This is a genomic window from Pseudomonas cerasi (assembly GCF_900074915.1).
Lineage (GTDB): Bacteria > Pseudomonadota > Gammaproteobacteria > Pseudomonadales > Pseudomonadaceae > Aquipseudomonas > Aquipseudomonas cerasi.
On sequence record NZ_LT222319.1, the window covers coordinates 3,627,545 to 3,652,385 of the forward strand.

Annotated in this window: 21 protein-coding genes and 4 tRNA genes; 13 read left to right on the plus strand and 12 right to left on the minus strand. The window is 59.3% G+C overall.

From position 1 onward, the window contains the following. Positions 1 to 20: 20 nt before the first annotated feature. Positions 21 to 662 (minus strand): 3-isopropylmalate dehydratase small subunit, encoded by a 642-nt coding sequence (leuD, locus tag PCPL58_RS18605; protein WP_003366655.1) that lies wholly within the window; start codon positions 660 to 662, stop codon positions 21 to 23. Between the two features lie 10 nt (positions 663 to 672). After that, positions 673 to 2,097 carry a 3-isopropylmalate dehydratase large subunit gene (gene leuC / locus PCPL58_RS18610; protein WP_065350121.1) on the minus strand — a complete coding sequence of 475 codons (1,425 nt, stop codon included), beginning with the start codon at positions 2,095 to 2,097 and terminating at the stop codon, positions 673 to 675. 145 nt (positions 2,098 to 2,242) lie between these two features. Here leuC and PCPL58_RS18615 point away from each other — a divergent pair, with 145 nt between their 5' ends. Together PCPL58_RS18615 and PCPL58_RS18620 are read left to right on the plus strand one after the other, a co-directional pair. Continuing rightward, positions 2,243 to 3,115, plus strand: a complete 873-nt coding sequence (locus tag PCPL58_RS18615; protein WP_065350122.1) for a LysR family transcriptional regulator — start codon at positions 2,243 to 2,245, stop codon at positions 3,113 to 3,115. Positions 3,116 to 3,181: 66 nt separating this feature from the next. Then, complete coding sequence (locus PCPL58_RS18620) at positions 3,182 to 5,374, plus strand: putative bifunctional diguanylate cyclase/phosphodiesterase (protein WP_065350123.1); 2,193 nt, start codon at positions 3,182 to 3,184, stop codon at positions 5,372 to 5,374. 66 nt (positions 5,375 to 5,440) lie between these two features. On the opposite strand, the gene PCPL58_RS18625 is transcribed toward PCPL58_RS18620, so the two are convergent. The 3 genes from PCPL58_RS18625 to PCPL58_RS18635 form a co-directional block, all read right to left on the minus strand. Further along, on the minus strand, positions 5,441 to 5,884 hold the full coding sequence (locus tag PCPL58_RS18625) for an Hsp20 family protein (RefSeq protein WP_003316521.1): 444 nt from the start codon (positions 5,882 to 5,884) through the stop codon (positions 5,441 to 5,443). A gap of 129 nt (positions 5,885 to 6,013) precedes the next feature. Further along, positions 6,014 to 6,979: a tRNA dihydrouridine synthase gene (locus PCPL58_RS18630; RefSeq protein ID WP_065350124.1), complete on the minus strand. Its 966-nt coding sequence runs from the start codon at positions 6,977 to 6,979 to the stop codon at positions 6,014 to 6,016. Positions 6,980 to 7,008: 29 nt separating this feature from the next. Continuing rightward, positions 7,009 to 7,470, minus strand: coding sequence for an acyl-CoA thioesterase (locus PCPL58_RS18635; protein ID WP_024663306.1), 462 nt, complete (start codon positions 7,468 to 7,470; stop codon positions 7,009 to 7,011). Between the two features lie 546 nt (positions 7,471 to 8,016). Here PCPL58_RS18635 and PCPL58_RS18640 point away from each other — a divergent pair. From PCPL58_RS18640 to PCPL58_RS18685, 9 genes are all read left to right on the plus strand, one after another. Then, the gene (locus PCPL58_RS18640; protein ID WP_060403803.1) at positions 8,017 to 9,429 is read left to right on the plus strand and encodes a DUF6538 domain-containing protein; all 1,413 of its coding nucleotides are present in this window, start codon (positions 8,017 to 8,019) and stop codon (positions 9,427 to 9,429) included. A 376-nt stretch (positions 9,430 to 9,805) separates the two neighbouring features. Beyond that, positions 9,806 to 10,648: a helix-turn-helix domain-containing protein gene (locus PCPL58_RS18645; RefSeq protein WP_065350125.1), complete on the plus strand. Its 843-nt coding sequence runs from the start codon at positions 9,806 to 9,808 to the stop codon at positions 10,646 to 10,648. Positions 10,649 to 10,754: 106 nt separating this feature from the next. Then, complete coding sequence (locus PCPL58_RS18650; protein ID WP_065350126.1) at positions 10,755 to 10,988, plus strand: hypothetical protein; 234 nt, start codon at positions 10,755 to 10,757, stop codon at positions 10,986 to 10,988. Positions 10,989 to 11,246: 258 nt separating this feature from the next. Then, positions 11,247 to 11,666, plus strand: a complete 420-nt coding sequence (locus tag PCPL58_RS18655; RefSeq protein WP_065350127.1) for a hypothetical protein — start codon at positions 11,247 to 11,249, stop codon at positions 11,664 to 11,666. Between the two features lie 25 nt (positions 11,667 to 11,691). Continuing rightward, positions 11,692 to 11,946, plus strand: a complete 255-nt coding sequence (locus PCPL58_RS18660; protein ID WP_003316512.1) for a hypothetical protein — start codon at positions 11,692 to 11,694, stop codon at positions 11,944 to 11,946. A gap of 43 nt (positions 11,947 to 11,989) precedes the next feature. After that, positions 11,990 to 12,940: a hypothetical protein gene (locus PCPL58_RS18665; RefSeq protein ID WP_065350128.1), complete on the plus strand. Its 951-nt coding sequence runs from the start codon at positions 11,990 to 11,992 to the stop codon at positions 12,938 to 12,940. Between the two features lie 263 nt (positions 12,941 to 13,203). Beyond that, a complete protein-coding gene (locus PCPL58_RS32125) occupies positions 13,204 to 13,563 on the plus strand; it encodes a hypothetical protein (RefSeq protein WP_232002816.1) in 360 nt (119 codons plus the stop codon). Positions 13,564 to 13,606: 43 nt separating this feature from the next. After that, on the plus strand, positions 13,607 to 13,867 hold the full coding sequence (locus tag PCPL58_RS18675; protein WP_065350130.1) for a hypothetical protein: 261 nt from the start codon (positions 13,607 to 13,609) through the stop codon (positions 13,865 to 13,867). A gap of 911 nt (positions 13,868 to 14,778) precedes the next feature. After that, positions 14,779 to 15,357 (plus strand): recombinase family protein, encoded by a 579-nt coding sequence (locus PCPL58_RS18685; protein WP_060403809.1) that lies wholly within the window; start codon positions 14,779 to 14,781, stop codon positions 15,355 to 15,357. A gap of 305 nt (positions 15,358 to 15,662) precedes the next feature. On the opposite strand, the gene PCPL58_RS18690 is transcribed toward PCPL58_RS18685, so the two are convergent. The 6 genes from PCPL58_RS18690 to uvrB form a co-directional block, all read right to left on the minus strand. Further along, positions 15,663 to 15,738, minus strand: a tRNA-Glu gene (locus PCPL58_RS18690). Positions 15,739 to 15,784: 46 nt separating this feature from the next. Further along, positions 15,785 to 15,860: transfer RNA gene (locus PCPL58_RS18695), tRNA-Ala, on the minus strand. 51 nt (positions 15,861 to 15,911) lie between these two features. Further along, positions 15,912 to 15,987 (minus strand) — tRNA-Glu (locus tag PCPL58_RS18700). An 88-nt stretch (positions 15,988 to 16,075) separates the two neighbouring features. Further along, positions 16,076 to 16,151, minus strand: a tRNA-Ala gene (locus PCPL58_RS18705). Between the two features lie 148 nt (positions 16,152 to 16,299). Continuing rightward, a complete protein-coding gene (gene gltX / locus PCPL58_RS18710; RefSeq protein WP_065350132.1) occupies positions 16,300 to 17,781 on the minus strand; it encodes a glutamate--tRNA ligase in 1,482 nt (493 codons plus the stop codon). A gap of 383 nt (positions 17,782 to 18,164) precedes the next feature. Then, positions 18,165 to 20,180: an excinuclease ABC subunit UvrB gene (uvrB, locus tag PCPL58_RS18715; RefSeq protein WP_065350133.1), complete on the minus strand. Its 2,016-nt coding sequence runs from the start codon at positions 20,178 to 20,180 to the stop codon at positions 18,165 to 18,167. A 402-nt stretch (positions 20,181 to 20,582) separates the two neighbouring features. Between uvrB and PCPL58_RS18720 the strand changes: the two genes are divergently transcribed. Both PCPL58_RS18720 and PCPL58_RS18725 read left to right on the plus strand, forming a co-directional pair. Continuing rightward, positions 20,583 to 21,779: an amino acid aminotransferase gene (locus PCPL58_RS18720; protein WP_003366639.1), complete on the plus strand. Its 1,197-nt coding sequence runs from the start codon at positions 20,583 to 20,585 to the stop codon at positions 21,777 to 21,779. Between the two features lie 223 nt (positions 21,780 to 22,002). Next, a complete protein-coding gene (locus PCPL58_RS18725; RefSeq protein WP_003366637.1) occupies positions 22,003 to 22,314 on the plus strand; it encodes a hypothetical protein in 312 nt (103 codons plus the stop codon). A 52-nt stretch (positions 22,315 to 22,366) separates the two neighbouring features. On the opposite strand, the gene pvdQ is transcribed toward PCPL58_RS18725, so the two are convergent. Continuing rightward, positions 22,367 to 24,700, minus strand: a complete 2,334-nt coding sequence (gene pvdQ / locus PCPL58_RS18730; RefSeq protein WP_065350134.1) for a bifunctional acylase PvdQ — start codon at positions 24,698 to 24,700, stop codon at positions 22,367 to 22,369. Positions 24,701 to 24,841 lie beyond the last annotated feature (141 nt).

Genomic DNA, 24,841 nt, shown 5'->3' on the forward strand with positions numbered 1-24,841 from the left:
CAGCATCCGCTGTTGATCGATCAGTCGCGGAACAGCCATGGCTGGCTGGCGCGGTGCCTGCTCTCGAAACCGGCGATTGCCTCAGCGTCCATCAGCGTCAGGCCGATGTCATCCAGGCCATTGAGCAGGCAATGCTTGCGGAACGCATCGATTTCGAAGCTAAGGACCTTGCCATCCGGACGGGTCACGGTCTGCGCCTGCAGATCGATATTCAACTGATAGCCGGGCGTGGCTTCCACCTGCTTGAACAGTTGATCGACGTCTTCTTCGGACAGGATGATCGGCAACAAGCCGTTCTTGAAGCTGTTGTTGAAGAAGATGTCCGCGTAGCTCGGCGCGATGATTGCGCAGAAACCGTACTCTTCCAGTGCCCACGGGGCGTGTTCGCGGCTGGAGCCGCAGCCGAAGTTTTCCCGGGCCAACAGCACGCTGGCACCCTGGTAACGCTCGTGGTTGAGGACGAAGTCAGGGTTCAACGGACGCTTGGAGTTATCCTGGTAAGGCTGCCCCACGTCCATATAACGCCATTCATCGAACAGGTTCGGGCCGAAGCCGGTGCGCTTGATCGACTTGAGAAACTGCTTGGGAATGATCTGGTCGGTGTCGACATTGGCACGATCCAGAGGAGCGACCAGGCCATGATGCTGGGTAAAGGCTTTCATACGGGACTCCTCAGTGCTGGATCAGGTCGCGAACATCAATGAAACGGCCATTGACCGCAGCGGCAGCGGCCATTGCCGGGCTCACCAGATGCGTCCGGCCACCGGCCCCCTGACGACCTTCGAAGTTACGGTTGGAAGTCGACGCGCAGTGCTCGCCGGACCCCAGGCGATCCGGATTCATCGCCAGGCACATGGAGCAGCCCGGTTCGCGCCATTCAAAGCCAGCATCGATGAACACCTTATCCAGCCCTTCCTTCTCGGCCTGCTCCTTGATCAGCCCCGAGCCCGGCACCACGATGGCCTGCTTGATGGTCGCGGCCACCTTGCGGCCCTTGGCAACATCGGCCGCAGCACGCAGGTCTTCGATACGCGAGTTGGTGCAGGAACCGATGAATACCCGGTCCAGCTGGATATCGGTAATCGGCTGATTGGCTTTCAGGCCCATGTACTTGAGCGCACGCTCGATGGAGCCACGCTTGACCAGATCCGGCTCTTGCGCAGGGTCCGGCACGTTCTGATCGACCGCCAGGACCATTTCCGGCGAGGTGCCCCAGCTGACCTGCGGCTTGATCTGTGCGGCATCCAGCCTGACCACGGTATCGAACACAGCGTCCGGGTCGGACACCAGGTCCTTCCAGGCTTCGACAGCAAGGTCCCACTCCGCGCCCTTGGGTGCGAACGGACGGCCTTTGACGTACTCGACGGTCTTCTCGTCGGTGGCCACCATACCGACCCGGGCACCCGCTTCGATGGACATGTTGCAGATGGTCATACGGCCTTCGATCGACAGGTCGCGAACCGCGCTGCCGGCGAACTCGATGGCGTAACCGTTACCGCCTGCCGTGCCGATCTTGCCGATCACCGCCAGAACGATGTCCTTGGCCGTCACGCCGAACGGCAATTGCCCTTCGACCGACACCAGCATGTTCTTCATTTTCTTGGCGACCAGGCACTGGGTGGCGAGCACGTGCTCGACCTCGGAAGTGCCGATGCCGTGGGCCAGCGCACCGAAGGCGCCGTGGGTAGAGGTGTGCGAGTCGCCGCAGACCACGCTCATGCCTGGCAGGGTTGCACCCTGCTCCGGGCCGATTACGTGGACGATGCCCTGGCGGGGATCATTCATCTTGAATTCGGTGATGCCGTACTCGTCGCAGTTATCGTCGAGGGTCTGCACCTGCAAGCGCGACACCTGATCCTCGATGGCACCGATGCCACCCTTGCGTTCGGCTGTGGTCGGCACGTTGTGGTCAGGCGTGGCGATGATCGAGTCGATCCGCCACGGCTTGCGCTTCGCCAGCCGCAGACCTTCGAACGCCTGCGGCGAGGTCACTTCATGGATGATATGGCGGTCAATGTAGATCAGCGCCGAACCGTCGTCGCGCTGTTTGACCAAATGCGAATCCCAGAGCTTGTCGTAGAGCGTTTTCCCGGCCATCGGACGTACTTCCTCATCAGCTTGTTTCTATGCCTTGGGCAATCGTTGCGATGACCCCTTGGCTTGTGCGGTCATCCTATGGAATATGCTTAAATAACTCAAATTCATAATTTTCATACTTTGGATAACCAACTGGAATCCGACCATGGACCTGGCCAACCTCAATGCCTTTATCGCCATCGCTGAAACGGGCAGTTTCTCCGGGGCAGGCGAACGCCTTTACCTGACCCAGCCGGCCATCAGCAAACGTATTGCCGGTCTGGAGCAGCAACTCAACGTACGCCTGTTCGATCGCCTGGGCCGCGAAGTCAGTCTGACCGAGGCCGGACGCGCCCTGTTGCCGCGCGCCTACCAGATTCTCAACGTGCTGGATGACACACGCCGGGCCCTGACCAACCTGACCGGGGAAGTCACCGGGCGGCTGACTCTGGCGACCAGCCACCACATCGGCCTGCACCGTTTGCCGCCGATATTGCGCGCCTTTACCCTCACTTACCCGAAGGTTGCACTGGACATCCAGTTCCTGGATTCGGAAATCGCTTATGAAGAAATTCTTCACGGGCGCGCCGAGTTGGCAGTCATTACACTGGCGCCCGAGCCGCATACGCTGATCCGCGCCGTGCCCGTCTGGGACGATCCGCTGGATTTCGTCGCGGCCCCCGAGCACCCGCTGGCCAACAGCGGCCCGATGAAGCTGGAGGATATTGTGCGCTATCCGGCGGTATTTCCCGGCGGTAACACGTTTACCCATCATATTGTCAGCGGATTGTGCGAGGCTCAGGGCCTCAAGCCCAACATCGCGATGAGCACCAACTATATGGAGACCATCAAAATGATGGTTTCCATCGGCCTGGCCTGGAGCGTTCTGCCGCGCACCATGCTCGACGAGCAGGTGGCGCGCATCCCGCTGCCGGGCGTACAGCTCAATCGCCAGCTAGGCTACATCCTGCACACCGAACGCACGCTCTCAAATGCGGCACGGGCATTCATGAAACTGCTCGATGCGCAGACACAGTGAACAGATGCTGCAGCAGGCCGCAGGCAGATCGCTCTGGCCGCCCTATCGATCAAAGGCTCGGATAACATGCCCAACCCACCGGATAACGCCGTGCCGAATGTTGCCGCACAGTCGGTCTCTGCCAGGCTGCCGCTGACAGACGCAGAGCGGATCCTGCAGGAAACCCGTGATCGCCTGGAGCTGGCACTGGAACTGGCGCAAATGGGCACCTGGGATCTGGATATCGTCCGCAACCGGCTGCAAGCCTCGGCACGCGCGGCGCTGCTGCACGGCATGCCGGCACTGCCCTTCAATGAGTCTGGCGGGCAGTTCTTCGGCAGCCTGCCCGGCGAAGAACGCCGCCGAATGCGCGCGCTCTATGCCGCGGCGCTCGAAACCGGGCAGGATTACCTGCAAGTCACTTACCGGTTCCGGCTGAAAAACGGCACGTCACGCCTGCTTGAGAGCCGCGCGCGGATTTACCGGGATGAACAGGGCCAGCCCGTCAGACTGTCCGGCACACTGCTGGACATTACCCAGCAGTGTGCTCAGGTCGCACTGGAGGCCAGCGAGGAGAAATTTGCCAAGGCGTTTCATTCAAGTCCCGACTCGATCACCATCACTGAAATCGACTCGGGCCGCTATGTCGAGGTCAACGATGGCTTCAGCCGCCTGACCGGTTTCAGCGCCCAGGAAGTGCTCGGCCGTACAGCGCATGAAATCGGCATCTGGACCGACACCTTGCAGCGCGAACATATGCTTGAAGAACTGCGCCAGAAAGGCCGCGTGCATCATCGTGAAATGAACGGGCGAGACAAGCACGGTGCGCCCCTGGTGCTGGATATATCGGTCGAGTTCATCACCCTGAACAACACCGCCTGCCTGCTGATGAATGCCCGCGACATCGGCGAACTCAAAAATGCCCAGGCGCAGATCCAGCACCTGGCTTATCACGATCCACTGACCGGGCTGCCCAATCGCGCGCTGTTGCTCGACCGCCTCAGCCAGCAAGTGTCGCTGCTCCAGCACCAGAATCTGCGCGGCGCCCTGTTGTTTCTCGATCTGGACCATTTCAAGCACATCAATGACTCGCTTGGCCATCCGGTAGGCGACAGCGTTTTAAGCATCATCGCCGCGCGCCTGGAAGCCAGCGTGCGCCAGGAAGACACCGTGGCACGCCTCGGCGGCGACGAATTCGTGGTATTGATCTGCGGCCTGGAAGGCTCGCAGGACGAGGTCACCCGGCAAGTCCGGGAGCTGGCCGACAACCTGCGCAACCTGTTGGCCGAGCCGATGTTTCTCGACGGCCATCGTCTGCAGGTCACGCCGAGCATCGGCGTGGTGCTGATTCCGGATGATGGCCTGACCCCGGCCGATCTGCTCAAGCGCGCCGATATTGCCCTGTATCGGGCCAAGGATTGCGGGCGTAACGCTTCACAGTTTTTCCATGTATCCATGCAACAGGCCGTCAGCCAGCGCCTGCGCCTGGAAAATGACTTGCGCCTGGCGCTGACCCGCAACGAATTTCACCTGCACTTCCAGGCCCAGGTCGACTGTCGTAACGAATACATCACCGGGGCCGAGGCCCTGCTGCGCTGGCAACACCCCGAATACGGCCTGCTGGCGCCCGATCAGTTCGTGCAGATACTTGAAGAAAGCGGGATGATTCTGGAGGTCGGCAGCCATATTCTGAACGAGGCCTGTAAAACCGGTGGCCTGCTGTTAAAGCAAGGGCTGATCTCGGAAAACAGATTCCTGATGGGCGTCAATATCAGCCCGCGACAGTTTCTGCAGCACGATTTCATCGAGCGCGTGGAACGCAGCCTGACCCTGCATCAGTTGCCTGCATCCATGCTCAAGCTGGAAATCACCGAAGGTATCGTTATCCAGAACCTGGACGACACCATCCTCAAGATGCTCAGCCTCAAGGCACTGGGCGTCAGCTTTGCGATGGACGACTTCGGCACCGGCTACTCGTCCCTGACCTATCTCAAGCGCTTGCCGGTGGATACGCTGAAGATCGACCAGTCCTTCGTCCAGGACGCTACCAGTGATCCCAACGACGCAGAAATCATCCGTGCCATTGTCGCCATGGCGCAGAGTCTCAACCTGAACGTGATCGCTGAAGGCGTTGAAACCTCAGAGCAGTTGGCGTTTCTGGAAAAAGTCGGCTGCTACACCTATCAAGGCTATCTGTTCAGCGAACCGCTGCCAGGCCCGCAGTTCGAGTCCCTGCTGGAGCTCAGAGGGCCTGCGCAGCAAACCGCACATCAGGACTGAAAAAAGGAAGGCGCCCCGCAGGCGCCTTCCCCGTTACATGCCGCTGACTCAACATCACCTGTCGGATCAGTTTTCCAGCGCTTTTTGGCTATTGAGCGGAATGCGTTTTGGTTTCGCTTCTTCCGGCACGTTGCGCACCAGGTCAATATTCAGCAGGCCGTGAGACAGATCGGCCCCTTTGACTTCGATATTGTCCGCCAGCCTGAATGACAGCTTGAATTCACGCCGGGCAATACCCTGATGCAGATACGTCACGTTTTCGGCTTCTTGCTCGCGCTTGTTGCCGATCACGGTCAGCACACCTTTTTCAACCTGCAACTCAAGATCCTGCTCTTGCATGCCTGCTGCAGCAATCACGATTCGATAATGGTCATCGGTGTGCCGCTCGACGTTGTAGGGCGGATAGCCGCTGGTTGTCTCATTTCGCGCCGCCGACTCGAAGAGGTCGTTGAAGCGGTCGAATCCCACTGAGTTGCGAAACAGTGGAGCCAGAGAAAATGCAGTAGCCATAACAATTCTCCTGTTTATCAGCGAGTGGTTTACGCGACCCGTGTTCGGCATCGCTTGGTCACCAAAATAGGGACAGCCATTCGCTTTTCAAGAGACTTTTTTCAGGATTTTTTTGACCGTTCGTCGGGATCAGCTTCTGGGTAAGCAACCGGGCGCGCAACCCAGCAATACGCTGATGCGATTGCAGTCGGTTTCGCGGCGCAATGTATTGAACATGAGAGTCGCCTCGGGGTAGCTTTTGGTCAGTAGGACCAGCCACTGCTTGAGCCGGCCCGGCGCTTGAATCAGCGTCATCTTTGCCAGACAGTCCTGCCAGAAGACCCGCAGCATCGGCTGCAACTCGTCCCACGTCATGGGCACGACCTCGTCGCCCTTCTGCGCCGCAGCGATCTGCCGGGCCAGATCAGGACGCGCCACCAGACCGCGACCGATCATGATGTCCCGCGCACCGCAGATTTCACGGCAGCGGCGCCAATCCTCAACGGTCCAGATTTCCCCGTTGGCGACCACCGGGACATTGACCACTTCCTGGATGCGCGCAATCCACTCCCAGTGCGCGGGCGGCTTATAGCCGTCGACCTTGGTGCGCGCATGAACGACGATTTGCTCTGCCCCGCCGTCAGCCAGCGCTCTGGCGCAGTCCAGCGCGCCATCGGTGTTTTCGTAACCCAGGCGCATCTTGGCGGTAACGGGGATAGGTCTGGGCACGGCACGGCGTACCTGGCTGACAATCGAGTGCAGCAGTTCCGGCTCCTTGAGCAGGATTGCGCCGCCCCGCGAGCGGTTGACGGTCTTGGCCGGGCAGCCGAAGTTGAGGTCCAGCACGGGTGCACCCAACTCGCAGGCGAACGCGGCGTTTTCGGCCAGGCACACCGGGTCAGAGCCCAGCAACTGAAGGCGCAACGGCGTGCCTGCGTCAGTTTTCGCGCCCTGATGAAATTCCGATGCGTACTTGTAGAAGTAATGCGCTGGCATCAAACGCTCGGACACCCGGATGAATTCGGTCACGCACCAGTCGATGCCGCCAACTTTCGTCAGCACATTACGCAGGATGTCGTCGACCAACCCCTCCATGGGCGCCAGAGAAATTTGCATGGGTCACACTCGAAAAAAAGTCCGGCAGTTTACTGCCCGACGTGCGGATTGGGAACGGCGCTGTCAGAGATGGCTGCGCCATAGCCCTCGATGAACTCGGCAGGCATACGCTTGGGCTTACCAGTGGACAGTTCGATGCAGACAAAGGTGGTTTGCGCGCGCAGCAAGGTCAGGTTGTCGGCAGGACGCTTGAGCTGAAAGCAGCGGGTCATTTTCAGGCGGCGATCCCAGTCGACGATCCAGGTCGCCAATTGCAGCTCGTCGTTCTCGTAGGCGCTGGCAAGGTAGTCGATCTCATGCCTGACCACCGCCATCGCCCGATCCAGACGCCGGTATTCGGTAAGGTCCAGCCCGAGGAACTGCGAATGACGCCAGGCACAGCGCTCCAGCCAGGACACATAGACAGCGTTATTGGCATGCCCCAGCCCGTCGATGTCTTCGGCGGCGACGTTCAGATCGATGACAAACGGCGTTGCCCGGTCCCAGACCATGCGTGCTCCTGCTTATGTGAGTTAGGTGTGCACAGAGTGTAGCGGGTCATGAACCTCGTTCACACGACGGTCTGCAATGTCCGTAATGTCGACTATCGTGCCGATGCTCCGCGTCGGCGTGCAATGCTGGACGCTCTGCGTCCCCTTTGTGGCGACACGCGTCACACGTGGGGTTCTGCGAGTGTCATCGTGGCGAAAAAAGCGTTTTTATGTGCAGTAACTTCGGCGAGGCATGATGCAGTACAGGTGTGACGCCTTGCGTCATCTGATGCAGGCCACCGAAGCATTGGCGCGAGGGTTAGTTGGATTTGTGTATGGAAACAACAAGAATCTGAAAGGAAGGATTTTTCAAACCCTGAAAAAACAAAAGGGCCATTCAATAATCCGACGGCTGTGACACACACGATTAGTAAAACTCGCTGCAAGCCCCTATATTCATGGGCTAGAGCGGGGTTCACCTTGGTACACACAGCTTATTCAGAACGACCATTCTGGGGCATGTGCACGTTCCCTGCGTCCGGTACACGTGCAGCATTGGAGTTCTGAATGTCCTACCTCACCCGCCGCGACGGTCGATACAGCTACCGTCGTCGATTCCCTGCTGACGTTGCAGAGGTAGTCGGGCGTACCGAATACCGTAGAGCCTTGGGTACTGCTGACCGATCCGAGGCACTGAGGCTGGCGCATGTTGTATCGGTGGAGTTCGACCGTATCTGTGACGCTGCCCTGTCCGCCCCTGAGAGCACGCCCGAGGCTGTACCTACGCAGAGTGCAACCGATGTACTGGGCAACCTTGATGCCGTCGTGCGCAGCATCACGCTTGACGTGGTAGACCGGATGCAGCGCCCCGGCTGGCAGGCAGAGATTGAGTGGAAGAAACAGGCGCTTGAGGCGCACGCTCAGGGGCAGATGCCGCCCGGTGTGCAGATGCACCCACTCACTGCTAGAGCGGCGCTCCGGGCGTTAGACAGCGTGCTAGATGGCAACCCTGTACCTGTTCTAACAGACGACCCGGCACCGCCTGTAAGCGCCCGTACCGCGCCTGATTCGCCTGCCGGAACCTGCACCGCGAAGGTGTATGAACACGTACTGGATGAGTACTGCGAAGGCGTGAGCAAAGGCCGGGCGGACAAGGTACGAAGCCTCAGTAAGAAGGTGCTGACGTGGCCTTGCACTCAGGAGCAACAAGTCCAGAACCTGATGCGGTACTGCGCCGAGAAACTGGCTGGGGGCGGTAAACCCACGTCTGTGCATTCCGATGCGTACAGCCTGCTGGCGGTGCTAAAACGGCTACCGGGATGGGCTGGCATGGTATTGCCGAAAGCCGGGGCAGTAGCCAAGGCCGTTCGCTCTGGCGCTGGTATGAGCAAGGACCAACGCCAACCGATCCCACTTAAACAAATGCTGGCGCTGCACCTGCAAATCAAAGCCAGTACTCCGGTGCACTACCCCGCCGTTGTTCTGCTGGCCCGGTATGCCTTGCGCCCGAGTGAGCTATTGCAAGAAGGCCCGGAGGCACTGACTTATCGTGTGGACGTGCTGGGCAAGCGTGAACTGGTGTTCAAGGCTGCACTGAGCGGTGGTAAGAACGCGGCTAGCCGTCGTGACTTGCCGGTACATCCTGATGATGAATCCTTGTTCCGTGCAGTGCTGTCAGGATTGAACATGCCCGCCGGGGCAACTCCCACCGAACGAGATAAACGGGTGCGTCAGCGTGTAAAGAGCCTGTCCCGTGTGTTCACCCGCGCCCTAGGCGAAGACTCTGGCCTGAGCCTGTACAGCCAGCGGCATACCTGCGCGGACCTGCTGCGGGCAGTCGGGGCAACTACCGATGAGGTGGGTGGAATCCTAGGGCACACGCCTGCCGGTGCAAAGGCAACTAGCATCTACGGCGGCACACAGCCGTTGGACAAACCGCGTGAGCTGCTGGCGAAGGTCAGAGAGCATATTCCCGACTGATCCTGGCCCATCGTGTGAGCCTCGCAACGTGTATTCACAATAGCTAGTGCGTTTAAGTAAGGAGAGAAAGCAACCTGCCTGCGGCACCACCGTGCGGGCTGAACTCCCATCTTTTGGTGACTCTCCTGAGAGCCTTGTAATACGGGTCTCTTAGACTGATTGGCTTTAGTTACTCCCTATGAGTACAAGTAAAGCGTAGAAACGTGCTCTGCCTAGATTCGTGATGTGGGCAAGTAACAATAGAACCCCACTTAGCACACCAGAGAGAATGACTGTACAAGCTGCGGCTGACTCGGGGGAAAGCGTATTGGCACTTCCCTATCTACACTCCCACCATCCACCACCGAGGCTATGCCTATGAAATGAGGACCATCGAATGTCAGATTTACAGAACACGTTGGACCGTTTGCCTGCTCAGTTCGTAGCACCCACCGCCGCTGTGTGGACCACTCGGGAGCAGATGCGGGCAATGAAGATGGTGAACGAGGCATGCCCCGGCTTGGACGGCAATGCACTGAGCAACACCCTCAAAAGCGCCAGCACTCACTTTCAGAAGAACGGCACCTTAGATGGCTGGAGTCCGAAACGGCACTCCGTTGGCTCCGAGTTCGCCCGGATCGACCGTGAGGCCAGCGCTCAGCGCAGAGCAGCATTGCAAGCCGCTGGATTCAAACCCCGTTACGCCACCGCCCCCGAGGTCCGCCACGTTATGAAGACTGCCCACGACGTTTGTATGACCGAGGGAGCTAAACCCAGCGCCGCCGCTATGCTGCGTGATGCCGGTGTCCCAGCCAAAGAAGCCACCCGTCTCGCCAGCAAGAGTAGTCGCAATATCGCTACGGAATGGCAGGCGCAGAGCCAGCACCCCGCCCGTACTGCTATGCGTGAGCAAGGTGTCCTAACCCGTCGTAAGGAGAACGCTGCTACCAGTGGCACGCTAGCCGGAACCGTCGCAGCCCTGTACAGCCTTGCCGACCACACGAAAGACCGGCAACGGCTGAGCGCTGTGGAGTCCAGACAAGATGCAATGCAACGAGAGATTGAAGTGTTAAGGGCGCAGCTTGCACAGCATGAGGTCCGTATGGATGTGGCAGACGCTGGCCTTGATCCACGCGCTGAAGCATTGCGCCTGCATTCGGATGGTCTGGGCTACAAGGCAATCGCAACCCGTATCGGTCGGAGTCAATCCACCGTCCGTAACTGGATCAAAGCGGCATGAGTAATTGGGGTGTCAGATTTGGCACCCTTTGGCACCCTACCATTCTGATAAAAACCTAAGGTTATAAACCTATTACGGACATACGCCAATCTCAAGGAGCACGCCCATGGCCCAAATACACCTCCCGAACGGAACCTCGATCCTCGACGATTCGGAACTGATGCCTAACCATCAAGCCCGACGGATGGCGCATGAAGGCGCACCGCCTGATGCCATTGCCCAAGAGCTGGGCGAGCCGCTTGCTATCGTGCAGCGCTGGATTCAAGAGGCACCGTATGAGACACCTGAACAGTACTGGCTGCGACGTTACAACGAAGGCACGCTAGACGAAGACGAATAACACCTGAGCTTCCCTGCTGCATTCGATTGGTCCCGGATGCGGCAGCCCCGTGATACCTGGCTCCTTGGTAGACACGGGGCATCTATCCCGAGGCAGTGCACCCGCATTGCTTCTCGACCACCCCGCACATCAATCAATAGCAGCCTAAATCCCCGAGTTTCCGGGGTGAATTCCTGCGCTAACTCAAAAGACATACCAACACCAAGACTCTGACCAATCGTGCGTTTCTCGCTCGGTAATCCGGGTAATGGCGGAGCTATGTCAATCCCCTTTGGAGGTTTCATGCAATCGCAATACGTAAACACCATCAACACCACCCGCGCATTCGTGCCAGGCCCTTGGCAGAGTCAGCAAGCTAACGCGGCCGCTGCCGCGCGTGAAGCTGCGCAGCAATACGCACGCCAGAACCTGCGCCTCGATTTTGCTGATACCGAGCACTGGCGAACGCTCGCCGCTGCAACTGGAATTCGTCTGCCAGCGTGGTACGTCCGCTGTACAGCCGGTGGCCTGCGCAAATACAGCGCCCGCCTTGGCCTCGACTTGACCGCAATCGAGGACGCCACTGGGTGTAGTTCGTACAAGCAGCTTGCAGCTCTGAATCCCACTTGGCCCCTATTCGCTGTGGTTGGCCTCCTGTTTGAGCTTTCTGCAGAGCGCACCGCTGCAATCACCCACTGACCCACCACCGAAGGAGTACCACGACATGGCTAAATCCAGCCTGAGCTATACCGAGCGCCAACGCATTGAGTTCCTGACTAGCCACCTGCGCAGTCTGTCCCGGCCTTCGACAAAGGCCCGATACGAAGACGAGCTAGCCCAAATCCTTGAGGGTAAAGAGCTGACCCGTGGCGACTTGGCCCTAGCCGCTTATTACCTCGGCAACACCAGCCAGTCCGCTGAGGACACTGCCGCCGCTCAAGATTTCGCCGCCGCGTACCGCTCGACTGCTGCTGAGTAAGTCCCACGGGCAACCTGCCCACCACCTGTAAGGAGATTGACCAATGACCGATTTTAATCTCGCCGCGCTGGCGAACCTTTCCGACGCTGACCTCATGATGCCGTTGACATTCGACGATGAAGCAGCACCGGTGACCCTGGCACCTGCGGTGACGAACGTTCTGCACTTTGGCGCTGATCAGGAACTACCAGACCTTGCGGACCTGCTGGCCAAGGCTGATGCAGTTGTAGCGACTGAATCCGTGGCCGACCTGCCAGCCCGTGCCCCGCGCATAGTGGGTGTGCCAGCCTCAGAGAACGTATCCGGCCACATGCGCTCGAACGGCGCACAGCTGAGCGATGCATTGCGCCTTGCCGTTCGTGCTGGCGTGGGAGAGCCCATCAAGACGCCTGATGATCTGCGTTATGCCCTGCGTGTATTTGCTGCGCACGCCTTGAACTCTCTGATCGGGAACCGCTGGGATGTACTGGCCGAACGTGAGCGAGTCGCTGCTGGTAGTGCTCACGATGTATGGAAAGATCGAGTGCTGTCCGCCCTGCAAGGCGAGATAGCGGCGATCAAGGCCGCTGAGCATTTGACCGATGCTGAATTCAAGTTCGTTTTGGAGCTGGTCGATTCTGACCGTGCTGGTATGGCACAGAACCTCGCAGGGCCAAAGGTCGATGTACCGGCCTTGGCCGCTGGTCGTACTCAGAACTGGCGTGCGCTCGCTGATGCATGGGCCGAGGCTTGCACTTCACGTGGGAACGTAACGCTTGATACCGGTAAGGATGCTGCGGGCTGGGCGTCGTACTCACTGGCCGTTGAGCCAAGTGCGGGCTGGGTGCTGAGCGTTTACGTCGATCAACAGTGGATTCCTCTTGAAGCATCCGCCGCTGGTACGGAGCGTGCCCTGGCTGATCGTGAACAGGTAATGCTCCAGCGCTCCCAAGCAGCGAAGCCCGCCCCATATTTGGGGTCAGTGTTCCCTGACAAGCTCAGAGCGCTGGTGTGAGCGGGGTTTGGGATGCGAGACCCGCGCTCAGACGTGGGCAGCACCCTACAGCAGACGACTTGATCCGTATGCGACTCGGGTATCCGGGGTATGAGGGCCGACTCAATAGCATGCGCCAACTTGCCCCAGCCCGATACGCCGCTGTCATGTCCGGGGCTAAGACCTTCGACGATCCGAACTGGAGCTGTGCGGAGTGTAGTGGCTGCGAACGCCACACTCGGAACCTGACGTGCCGCGCATGTAATGGTGCCCGCGTACTGCAAGTGTTCAAGGAGCTGCCAGACGGCGGCACTGTGTACGCCGCAACGGATGATCAAGCTTCGGAGAACTGGCAGCAACGCCACCAACGCACACAGCGCCTGCTGGATCAGCGGACCATCTTGGACCGGCTGGGGCCTGTGGTCGTCGGTCGGTACAGCCTTGAAGGTGGCCGGGTGATCCGCGCCGGGTCCGTTGCCCTCGACACTGAACCGCTGATGCTCGCCGTCGATGCGCTGCTGTCTGGTGATCCTGCACAGACCCGCGCAGCTATCGAACCCCTGATTGAACAAGACCGAGAACTAGCGCTGTGCGTCCGCACCATCGCTCAAGCCCTTGCGGCTCCAAAACCTAAACGAACTTGATGCCTGCCCTCCGGGTGGGCCGTATCCCCTTGGAGGAACAACTATGAAAGCTCGCATTACTAAACAAGTCCTGGCCTCGTTTCAGGCAGCATTCAGCACCGACCTGACCAGCCCAAGCGGCCTGCGTTGGAACCACTGGAACGGATGCACCGGCACCCGTAGCCGTGAAGCTGGAGCGGTGGCCGGTGGGCAAACCACATCCGGCTCGTACGTTGTAACGCTTGACGGCGAGAAGTATCTGGCATCGGCTGTACTGGTCTCGCTACATCGTGCCCAGCACCGCACCGCTGGGGTGTCGGCGTGACTCGGGGACGCGGCGCAGCCGCCAACAGGAACCAGAAGCCGGTTATTAAACCTTGGCATGAGGAGTACGCCCTGTCTGATACCTCGCCCTGTGGGATGGTTTACATAGTGTGTGGCTCGCCCAGCACCGTACCGGCGGGCTGCCCTAAGGAACCAACATGGCCGTATGACAAGAGCATGGCCCGGCACTGTATCTGGCCCAGGAATTACAACCTCTCGGTTATCGTCGATTGGGAGGGGGAAGACCTTGGCGGGTTCATTAAGTGGGATATGGTTCTGGAGACTGTGCCTGCGTGGACTGTGCGTGGAATCCTGCTGGAGTATGCCGAGCGGGAACGACAGATTCGATTGCTGGAGCAGCACATGCAAGAACTGGAGGCGGCCTAACGGCTGCTTCCCTTTTCAGCCTGCGTCTGGTCTGCGTCGTGCCTGCACTCGCAACGTAAAAATAGTGTGCTCAAGCGAGGGTGTCTCCCATTAATGACAAGCTCCCACGCCCCCGTAGGCCTAGCGCCTGTGGGCAGTTGCAAAGCCGTGGGCGTGAGCTAGCGTTGGTGTGTCGCAACGTGGCGACGTGCCATATAGGAGCAGCTATGCCAACTCGATATCGTGACGCCGTAACCGGCGAGTACATCACCGAGAAAGACGCAAAGAAGAACCCACGGGAGTCTGTGAAAGAGACAGATAAGCCTAAGCCGAAATCGCCATCAAAGCCGAAAGGTAAGAAGTAGGCAAAGCGACTGGTGGTGCAGCTAGCTGTCTAGCTGCATCTCTTTAGCCAGGTCTCAATAGGGTACACGTTACGATACCATCCGTCGGGTATGTGATTTCAGTCTCACAAGTGTCATTGCATAACTCAAATGATCCTGTATCGTTTGGCTCATGAATTGATACTCCCGCTGAGGTGGCACCATGAAGTTTGGATACGTCCGCGTCTCTACCAAAGAACAGAACACCGCTCGCCAAACTGCTGCCCTTGAGTCGCTGGCGCTGGATGAGGTGTTCATCGACCACGCCAGCGGCAAGAACACCGACCGCCCGGAACTACAACGGATGATCGGGAAGCTACGCCGTGGCGATACCGTGACCGTCAAGAGCGTGGACCGGCTGGGGCGTAACACAAAAGACCTGCTGGACCTGCTAGACCAGATGCTGAAACAAGGCGTGACGGTGCAGTTCCTTGAACCTTCCCTGACCTTTGATGAGTCACCAACGTCCCGATTCATCCTGACAATGCTGGGCGCAGTGGGCGAGCTGGAACGCTCATTCATTCGCCAGCGTCAGTCTGAGGGTATCGCTGTCGCTAAGGAAGAAGGCCGGTTCAATGGCAGACCAAAGGATGCTGAGCTACGGGACAAGGTACAAGGTCTGCTCGCCAAGAAGCTGAGCGCGGATGAGATAGCGAAGCTGTGCGGCTGCGGACGGGCCACCGTGTTCAGGATCAAGAGTGAGCTGGCGAAGGAACCCATTCCCGCTGTCGTACCGGAGTGAGCGCGCCCGAAAGCACTACCCCTGTGCACCGCCTGAAACAACGAGTAAGACCGGACGGGTTAGAGCAATCCCTGTGAACACTGGGGAACGCTCGGACCCTGTGCACCGCTCGCAAGCAATGTTCAGCTCAGGTCAAAGGAGGGAGTTTCTAGCCGTTCTGACTGTGACACACGGTACGGGCGCACGGTGCCGACGAGTGGTACTGAGGTGGCTGGAAGCCTTATAAACCGGGGCTTCCAGACCTGAAAAAACAAAAGGGCCACTCAATAATCGAATGACCCTTGGTCCCGCAGAGCGGGAAATCGTGGCGTCCCCTAGGGGACTCGAACCCCTGTTACCGCCGTGAAAGGGCGGTGTCCTAGGCCACTAGACGAAGGGGACGCAAAACCTTCAGTCAGGTTCATCGAACGATGAACCCTGGCAAAATTGGTGGAGCTTAGCGGGATCGAACCGCTGACCTCCTGCATGCCATGCAGGCGCTCTCCCAACTGAGCTAAAGCCCCGGATTTACGCCTCTCGGCGGAGATCAACCTTCCGGCATCCCTCGGTGAAACTGGCGTCCCCTAGGGGACTCGAACCCCTGTTACCGCCGTGAAAGGGCGGTGTCCTAGGCCACTAGACGAAGGGGACAAAACCTTCTCGCAAAACAAACGGTCGCTGGATCCGCTTGTTTCACATCATTTCAGAGCAGTGTAGCAGCACTCTGAAATGCTAAATTTGGTGGAGCTTAGCGGGATCGAACCGCTGACCTCCTGCATGCCATGCAGGCGCTCTCCCAGCTGAGCTAAAGCCCCACATCAGTGGACGGGGCGCATATTAAGCGTGAGTGACAGGGCTGTCAAATTTATTTTCTACAATTTGCAAAGTTTTTTGTCGGTAATACAACCACTTACCTTTCAACCCCCGGAAAACCGGGGGCGATTCACAGGAACAGGTAATGCCTCAGGCAATCGAGCCCAGCAGCTTTTCCCATTCCTTGTTTTCTTTCTTGGAAACGCCGCCCAGCAAATCGAGGGCCTGACGCAGGCGGAAGCGAGTCAGGTCCGGGCCGAGGATTTCCATCGCATCGGTCACCGAGACCGAGTTGGCCTGACCGGTGATCGCAGCGAACATCAATGGCATGGCGTCTAGCAGCTTGAGCTCGAGATGCTCGACCACGGCCTGAATGCAGCCCATGATCCGGTCCTTCTCCCACTGACGCAGCGATTCCAGCTTCCACAGGATCAACTGAATCACCTGGCGCACCTGCTCCGGGGACAGCTTCTTGTGTTCGAAGAGCTTCACATCAGGCGTGACGCCACCTGCAAAGAAGAAGCCGGCCAGCGGTGCAACCTGACTGAAGGTCTCTACCCTGCCCTGCACATGCGGTGCGATCTTCATCATGTAGTCAGGGTTCAGCGCCCAGGTCTTCAGACGCGAGGCAAACTCCTCGACCGGCAGATCACGCAGCCATTGGCCATTGAGCCAGGACAGCTTTTCTATATCGAAGATCGGCCCGCCCAGCGAAACACGCGACAGGTCGAAGTTGTCGACCATCTCCTGCAAGGAGAACTTCTCGCGCTCGTCAGGCATCGACCAGCCCATACGCCCCAGGTAGTTGAGCATCGCCTCGGGCATGAAGCCCATGCGCTCGTAGAAGGTCACCGACGTGGGGTTCTTGCGCTTGGACAGCTTGCTCTTGTCGGGGTTACGCAGCAGCGGCATATAGCACAGCTGCGGCTTGTCCCAGCCGAAGTATTCGTACAGCAGGATCAGTTTGGGTGCCGATGGCAGCCATTCTTCGCCACGCAGTACGTGGGTGATGCCCATCAGGTGGTCATCGACGACGTTGGCGAGGAAGTAGGTCGGCAGGCCGTCGGTCTTCATCAGGACCTGCATGTCCATGCGGTCCCACGGGATTTCGACTTCGCCACGCAGCATGTCAGGGACGACGCAGACGCCTTCGGTCGGCACTTTCATGCGGATCACGTGTGGCTCGCCGGCGTCCAGGCGGCGCTGGACTTCTTCCTTGGAGAGCAGCAAGGCGCGACCGTCATAGCGCGGGGTTTCGCCCTTGGCCTGCTGTTCGGCGCGCATCTGGTCCAGCTCTTCGGCGGTGCAGAAGCACGGGAAGGCATGGCCCATGTCGACCAGTTGCTGCGCGTATTTCTTATAGATGTCGCCGCGCTCGCTTTGGCGGTATGGGCCATGCGGACCACCGACGTCGGGGCCTTCGCTCCAGTCGATGCCCAGCCAGCGCAGTGCGTCGAAGATCTGCTGTTCGGACTCGCGGGTAGAGCGCAGTTGATCGGTGTCTTCAATGCGCAGGATGAACTCGCCGCCGTGCTGTTTGGCAAAGCAGTAGTTGAACAGCGCGATGTAGGCCGTGCCGACGTGGGGGTCGCCTGTGGGCGATGGCGCGATGCGGGTACGAACGGTGGTCATGGAAAATCCCGAATTAGGTCGATCAAGCGCGGAATGTTAACAGGCCGGGGGCATGAGGCTCCAGCAACAAAGGCAATTGCCCGGACGCCTCTCGTTCCGCAAGCTCCGCGCCCGGAGTTGTAAACAAATTCAGCTGATTATCGTGCCAGTGCTCCGCGTGGGCATGCAGTTCGTGACGCTCTGCGCCACACGGCGGTTTTTCTTTTTCAGGTAAATGGGGGTTCGACTCAGGTCACCTTTTCGCCCCTCGGCGACTCACTTTGAAGGGGCAAAAGTGACCAAAGCCCCCAGCTCCGTTTTCGGCTTGACTTCGTCGGGTTCCTTCGCCCTGACACTGATCCGGGGGTCGCCGCACCGGCATGAGAGGTGGCGTGTCCAATGCTTCAAACCGCCAGCAACCGCTCGCGCAGTTTGCCGATTTCGTCGCGCATTTGTGCGGCGGCTTCGAATTCCAGGTCGCGGGCCAGTTGGTACATTTTTTCTTCCAGTTGGCGAATGCGTTTGTTGATCTCGCTCGGCGAGCGCAGTTCGTTTTCGTAGCGGGCGTTTTCTTCGGCGGCTTTGGCCATGCCTTTGCGTTTTTTGCTGCGCGAGCCGGGGACGGTGGCGCCTTCCATGATATCGGCGACGTCCTTGAACACACCTTTGGGGGTGATGCCATGCTCCAGGTTGAACGCCAATTGCTTCTCGCGTCGCCGCTCGGTCTCGCCGATGGCGCGCTCCATTGAGCCGGTAATCCGGTCGGCATACAGAATCACCCGACCATTGAGGTTACGTGCCGCCCGGCCAATGGTCTGGATCAGCGAACGGTCGGAGCGCAGGAAGCCTTCCTTGTCGGCATCGAGAATTGCCACCAGCGACACTTCCGGCATGTCCAGGCCTTCGCGCAGCAGGTTGATGCCCACCAGCACATCGAACGTCCCCAAGCGCAGGTCGCGGATGATTTCGACACGTTCCACCGTATCGATGTCCGAGTGCAGGTAACGCACGCGCACCCCGTGGTCGCTCAGGTAGTCGGTCAAATCCTCGGACATGCGCTTGGTCAGCGTGGTGACCAGCACCCGCTCTTCCAGCGCGGTGCGCTTGTGGATTTCCGACAGCAGATCATCGACCTGGGTCAGCGCCGGACGAATCTCGATCTGCGGGTCCACCAGGCCAGTCGGACGCACCACCTGCTCGACGATACGCCCGGCGTGCTCGGCCTCGTAGTTACCCGGGGTCGCCGAGACGAAAATGGTCTGCGGGCTGATCGCCTCCCACTCGTCGAAACGCATCGGGCGGTTATCCAGTGCCGATGGCAGACGGAAGCCGTACTCGACCAGGGTTTCCTTGCGCGAACGGTCACCTTTGTACATCGCGCCGACCTGCGGCACGCTGACGTGGGACTCGTCGATCACCAGCAAGGCATCCGGTGGCAGGTAATCGAAAAGGGTTGGCGGCGGCGCACCGGAAGGACGGCCCGAAAGGTAGCGCGAGTAGTTTTCGATACCGTTGCAGTAGCCCAGCTCCAGCATCATTTCCAGATCGAAACGGGTGCGCTGCTCCAGACGCTGAGCTTCCACCAGTTTGTTCTGGCTGCGCAGGTATTCGAGGCGCTCCTGCAGCTCGACCTTGATCCCTTCCATCGCCTCGATCAGCGTCTCGCGCGGGGTGACGTAGTGGCTTTTCGGGTAGAAGGTGAAGCGCGGCAGCTTGCGAATCACCTCCCCGGTCAGCGGATCGAACGCCGACAGGCTCTCGACCTCGTCATCGAACAGCTCGACCCGGATCGCTTCCAGATCGGATTCGGCCGGGTAGATATCGATCACATCACCGCGCACCCTGAACGTCGCACGGGCAAAGTCCATGTCGTTACGGGTGTACTGCAGGTCGGCGAGGCGGCGCAGCAAGGCACGCTGATCGAGTTTGTCGCCACGATCGATGTGCATGACCATGCGCAGATAGGTTTCCGGACTGCCCAGGCCGTAGATGCACGACACCGTGGTGACGATGATCGCATCCTTGCGCTCCAGCAGCGCCTTGGTCGCGGACAGACGCATCTGTTCAATGTGGTCGTTGATCGAGGCATCCTTCTCGATGAAGGTGTCGGACGACGGCACGTAGGCTTCCGGCTGGTAGTAGTCGTAGTAGGAAACGAAGTACTCCACGGCGTTGTTCGGGAAAAACGCCTTGAATTCGCCATACAACTGCGCCGCCAGGGTCTTGTTCGGTGCCAGCACCAGCGTTGGACGCTTGATCTGGGAAATCACGTTGGCGATGCTGAACGTCTTGCCCGACCCGGTCACCCCGAGCAGGGTCTGGTGCGCGAGCCCGGCGTCGATCCCTTCGACCAGTTGGCGAATGGCCTCGGGCTGATCGCCGGCTGGCTCAAAGCGGGTAACGAGCTGGAACTCGGACATAACTGACCTCTTGAATGGTGCGCGTGTGACGGAGTTCGCGTGAAACCTTCCGCGACCTGACCGCCTCGACGGCACAACTGGAAATATTCGTCGGCGCATGACGGCGCGCAACGACGAAATCATCGCAAACAGCCGTTCCCGCCGGGAAGCAGGCGTGCGATGTTTTGAAGTGATGGCTAATAGATGGAGTCATATATCAGCCTTTCAAGGCACGCACTTAAAGCATTGAGGTTTTAACCGAACGAACGTTCTACAAATATGCGCAAAAACCTGTAAAAAACCCGCCCTGCACTGTCGATCACCGAGGGGATGCTCTCTATACTACGCTCAGTTTGCGCACCGCTTTGGCGCATCGAGCCTCAGCGTGTCCCCTTCCCACTCTTCACCAAGAGCCGCCGCACCATGAGCCTGTTTTCCGCTGTCGAAATGGCACCCCGCGATCCGATCCTGGGTATCAACGAAGCCTTCAACGCCGACACCCGCAGCACCAAGGTCAACCTTGGCGTAGGCGTCTACTGTGATGAAGACGGGCGCATTCCCCTGCTGCGCGCCGTGGCCGAAGCCGAAAAGATTCGCGTGGCCCAGCATGCGCCGCGTGGCTACCTGCCGATCGACGGTATCGCCGCCTACGACCAGGCCGTGCAAAAACTGTTGCTGGGCGCTGATTCGCCGCTGATCGCCTCGGGCCGTGTGCTGACCACCCAATCGGTCGGCGGCACCGGCGCACTGAAGATCGGTGCCGACTTCCTCAAGCAGTTGCTGCCCGATGCCGTCGTCGCCATCAGCGACCCGAGCTGGGAAAACCACCGCGCGCTGTTCGAAACCGCAGGCTTTGCGGTGCAGAACTACCGCTACTACGACGCTGCCACCCACGACGTGAACCGTGCCGGCATGCTCGAAGACCTGCACAACCTGCCGAACAACTCGGTAGTCGTGCTGCACGCCTGCTGCCACAACCCGACCGGTGTCGACCTGAGCCTGGATGACTGGAAAAAAGTGCTGGAAGTGGTCAAGGCCAAGGGCCACGTACCGTTTCTGGACATGGCCTATCAAGGCTTCGGTCAGGGCATTCAGGAAGATGCCCTGGCAGTGCGCCTGTTCGCCGAGTCGGGCCTGACCTTCTTCGCCTCGAGCTCATTCTCCAAATCACTGTCGCTGTATGGCGAACGCGTCGGCGCGCTGTCGATCATTACCGAATCGAAGGAAGAAACCACTCGCGTCCTGTCCCAGGTCAAGCGCGTGATCCGCACCAACTATTCCAACCCGCCGACCCACGGTGCGATCATCTCCGCTGCGGTGCTTAACGACCCTGCGTTGCGTGCAATGTGGGAAGAGGAACTGGGCGAAATGCGTCTGCGCATCCAGGGCATGCGCAAGGCGATGGTCGAGCGCCTGGCTGACAACCCGGCCGGTCAGGACTTCAGCTTCGTCGCGCGCCAGTGCGGCATGTTCTCCTACTCCGGTCTGACCGCCGAACAGGCCCAGCGCCTGCGCAGCGAGTTCGGTATCTACGCGCTGGACACCGGGCGTATCTGCGTGGCCGCGCTGAATCAGAAGAACATCGACGTGGTGTGTGACGCGATCAAAAAAGTGCTCTGACTGCGCTGAAGCGCACTGGTAGAAGCGAACCTGTTCGCGAAGGCTGCTCTCCGGTCGATGCATCTCATGCAACGTACGGGCCTTTCGCGAACAGCGCTTATCCAATAGCCTTGCACGCAGCACTTCCCACTGCATCACCATTCGGCAACTGAATCGAACGATCCCCATTGCTACCCCTCGAAACTGTGTCAGAACATTTTCTGAAACCGATATCGAGGTACTCATGTCTATCGAACCGCAACGTCAGAAAGAACCGACGCCAAATCAGGACGCACCTGCCAGCCCGGGCCCGGACCGCAACGATCCGGCAATCGAGCCGCAAGTCGGGGACGTAAAACCCGAGACTGAAAAGGGCAATGGCCAGAGCCAGGGCCAGACGCCTTCCCCAAGTCAGTCACAGACTCAGTCGCAGGGCCAGTCAACCAGCGACAGCGCCTACGTGCCTGACCATGAGCCGGAAGAAAAAACCGAGGATTTACGCAATCATCAGCCCACCACTGGCGTTGACGCCGATATCGACACACCGGGCGGCTGATTACCGATAAGCGCATTTGGGCCGCATGGCCCAAACGCTTTTCTTGCCTCTTTCAGCGATCAGGCTCCTCGCTTATCACCTGCACCTCATACGCAGGATCAGCCTTGATCTGCTGTTCAGTGAACGGCAACGCCTGCCATTGTTTTTTTGAAAATGCTTCAGTCTGGTCGCTTGAATGGGCTGACTGTGGATTGCTCGACTCAGAGAACGCCAGTAAACCCTGCGCCCTTGGGCCGTGCTCGTCGAACGTCACCACCTGCAGGTAACTGGTGCCACTGACCACCTCGCGCTTGCCGTCCTTGCCTGCCACGGTCTGCATGGCGTTGTAGATGCCAAGCCCGGCCGGACCACCGTGAATCGGGATCTGCTTGCCGCTGATGCTGGAAACCTGAATGTCGCCCCATTGACTGCTTGCCGAGAGGCCTGCCTTGGCCACTTCATCCACTGCGGCCCGCATGGCGGCGCGCAATGCAGTGGCGACCTGCGGGTTCTCAATCGCCAGCCCGCTCGGCGTGTGAACCGGGTCGCGCGGGTCGAACGCAACACGCCAGCGCGAGGCAACAGCCTGCATGGACGTCACGATTCTCTGGAAGTACACGAACCCGATGCCACTGTTCAGGTCAGCGCGCCCGTCCCAGGCTTTCAGTGCGGTACACAGCGGCGTCAGCCGCGCAGCATCATCACCCAGCTCCGAGGCACAGAACCTGAGCAGATCCGGCAGCACTTGCCCGGCCTGATAGACCTCGTTGTCCATGACCATCGCTTGCAGGTTCTCGACGCTGATCTTGCCCGCCTTCTTCAGGCTGCCCAGCCGATCCAGCGCAAAACGTGCTCGCTGCCCCAGCGGCTGGCTGTCCTCGCTGATCAGCGGCGAAAAGTCCTTCAACGGCGCAGCGGGATTGACCATCCAGGCCGAGTCGTTGGAGTGCTGCACGAAGTCGGTCCGCAATAACTGCGGCTGACGGGAAGAGGGATAAATACCGGCCTGTACCGCCTCTGCGGAAACCTCCCAGTTGCATTCACTGCGCGAGCCGTCGAGCACGATCAGTTCCGTGCCGATGCGCGGATCACTGCATCGGGCAAGCCTGACGGCGTCGACGTTTGGCACCACCGAGAGGTTCATGTACAGCGCCTGACCCCGGGCATCGACTGCCAGGGTGTTGACCCACGGGATGCCCTGGATCTTGCGCACCGAATCCTGAAACGTCTTGAGGCTGTCAGCCTTGTCCATTGCATACCACTGCTGCAACACTCGGTCGTTTTGCAGATTGGCATCACGCAGGCTGAAGGCAAACTTTTCGTCCCAGTCCAGCTTGCCCGGCCACTGCACCACCGGACCGAACCTGGACGAATAGACAATGCGTGGTACCGACTTCAGGCTGCCATCGGCTTGCTTCACGTCGACACTCACCTGCTGCTTGTCCATGGCAACCGATTTGCCATCCAGCAGGTAACGGGTGGAATCCTTCGGGTCGAGCTGCAGGCGATGCAGCGTGAAGTGTTTCGACGTGTCGACGGTATGGCTCCAGGCCAGATGCTGATTGAAGCCGATATTGATCAGTGGCAGGCCCGGCAAGGCTGCGCCCATCACGTCGAGCTTGCCGGGAATGGTCAGGTGCATTTGATAGAAGCGCAGGCCGCCAGCCCATGGAAAATGCGGATTGGCCAGCAGCATGCCGCGCCCGTTGGCCGATAGCTCGCGCCCTATTGCCACGGCATTGCTGCCGCGCTCCAGAGCAAACCGCTGGTTGCGCGCAGCAGCCAGTTGCAGCGCCTGAACCTGCTGAGCATTTACCTGCAGTGGCTTTTGCAGCGCAGGCGGCGTAGCACCGGCCAGCGCTTCGGCGAACTGCCCCACGCCCCCCTCTACCAGCAGGCGACGGGTCAAGCGCACCAGATCATCGGTACTGATCGGCCGAACCCACTCGGCCGCACAGGGCTGCGGCAGGCCCTTGGCCTTCTGTTCATCGAGCGAGCGGTTGTAACCGGCGACATAGCCCTGCATCAACTGGCGGATCTCCAGCGGCTGCGCATTCCAGAAATCCGCCAGTGCCTGCGGCGTATTGAGCCACTGGAACAACAGGTCGCTGGCCATATTGTTGCGCTGCTCAAGGGTCGCCTTATCGGGGCCAAAATAGCGCGAGCGCTGGCCGTTGACGGTGACAATCTCATTGGCCAGCAGGCACAAGTTGTCCTGCGCATAGGCATAACCGATGCCGTAACCCAGACCGCGCTCATTGGCGGCAACGATATGCGGCACGCCAAAACCGGTTCGCCGGATCTCGGCACTGGCCGCCTGTTTTCCAGGCTCAACCAAGCCTTGCGCAGGGAAAATCACAGCGAACGAAAGACCTGCAAACACAAAACCGCACAGGGGTCTGGACATAATCACGCTGACTCCAACTCGACAAGACGACCCGAATTAGCCGCTCCCGTTAAACGAAGCACGGACGCTGATGTTTAGCCGAAGCGGGTAACCCGTGATCAACGCTAAATTCCTGCTGGCATGCCTCGTTTAAAGGGCAGC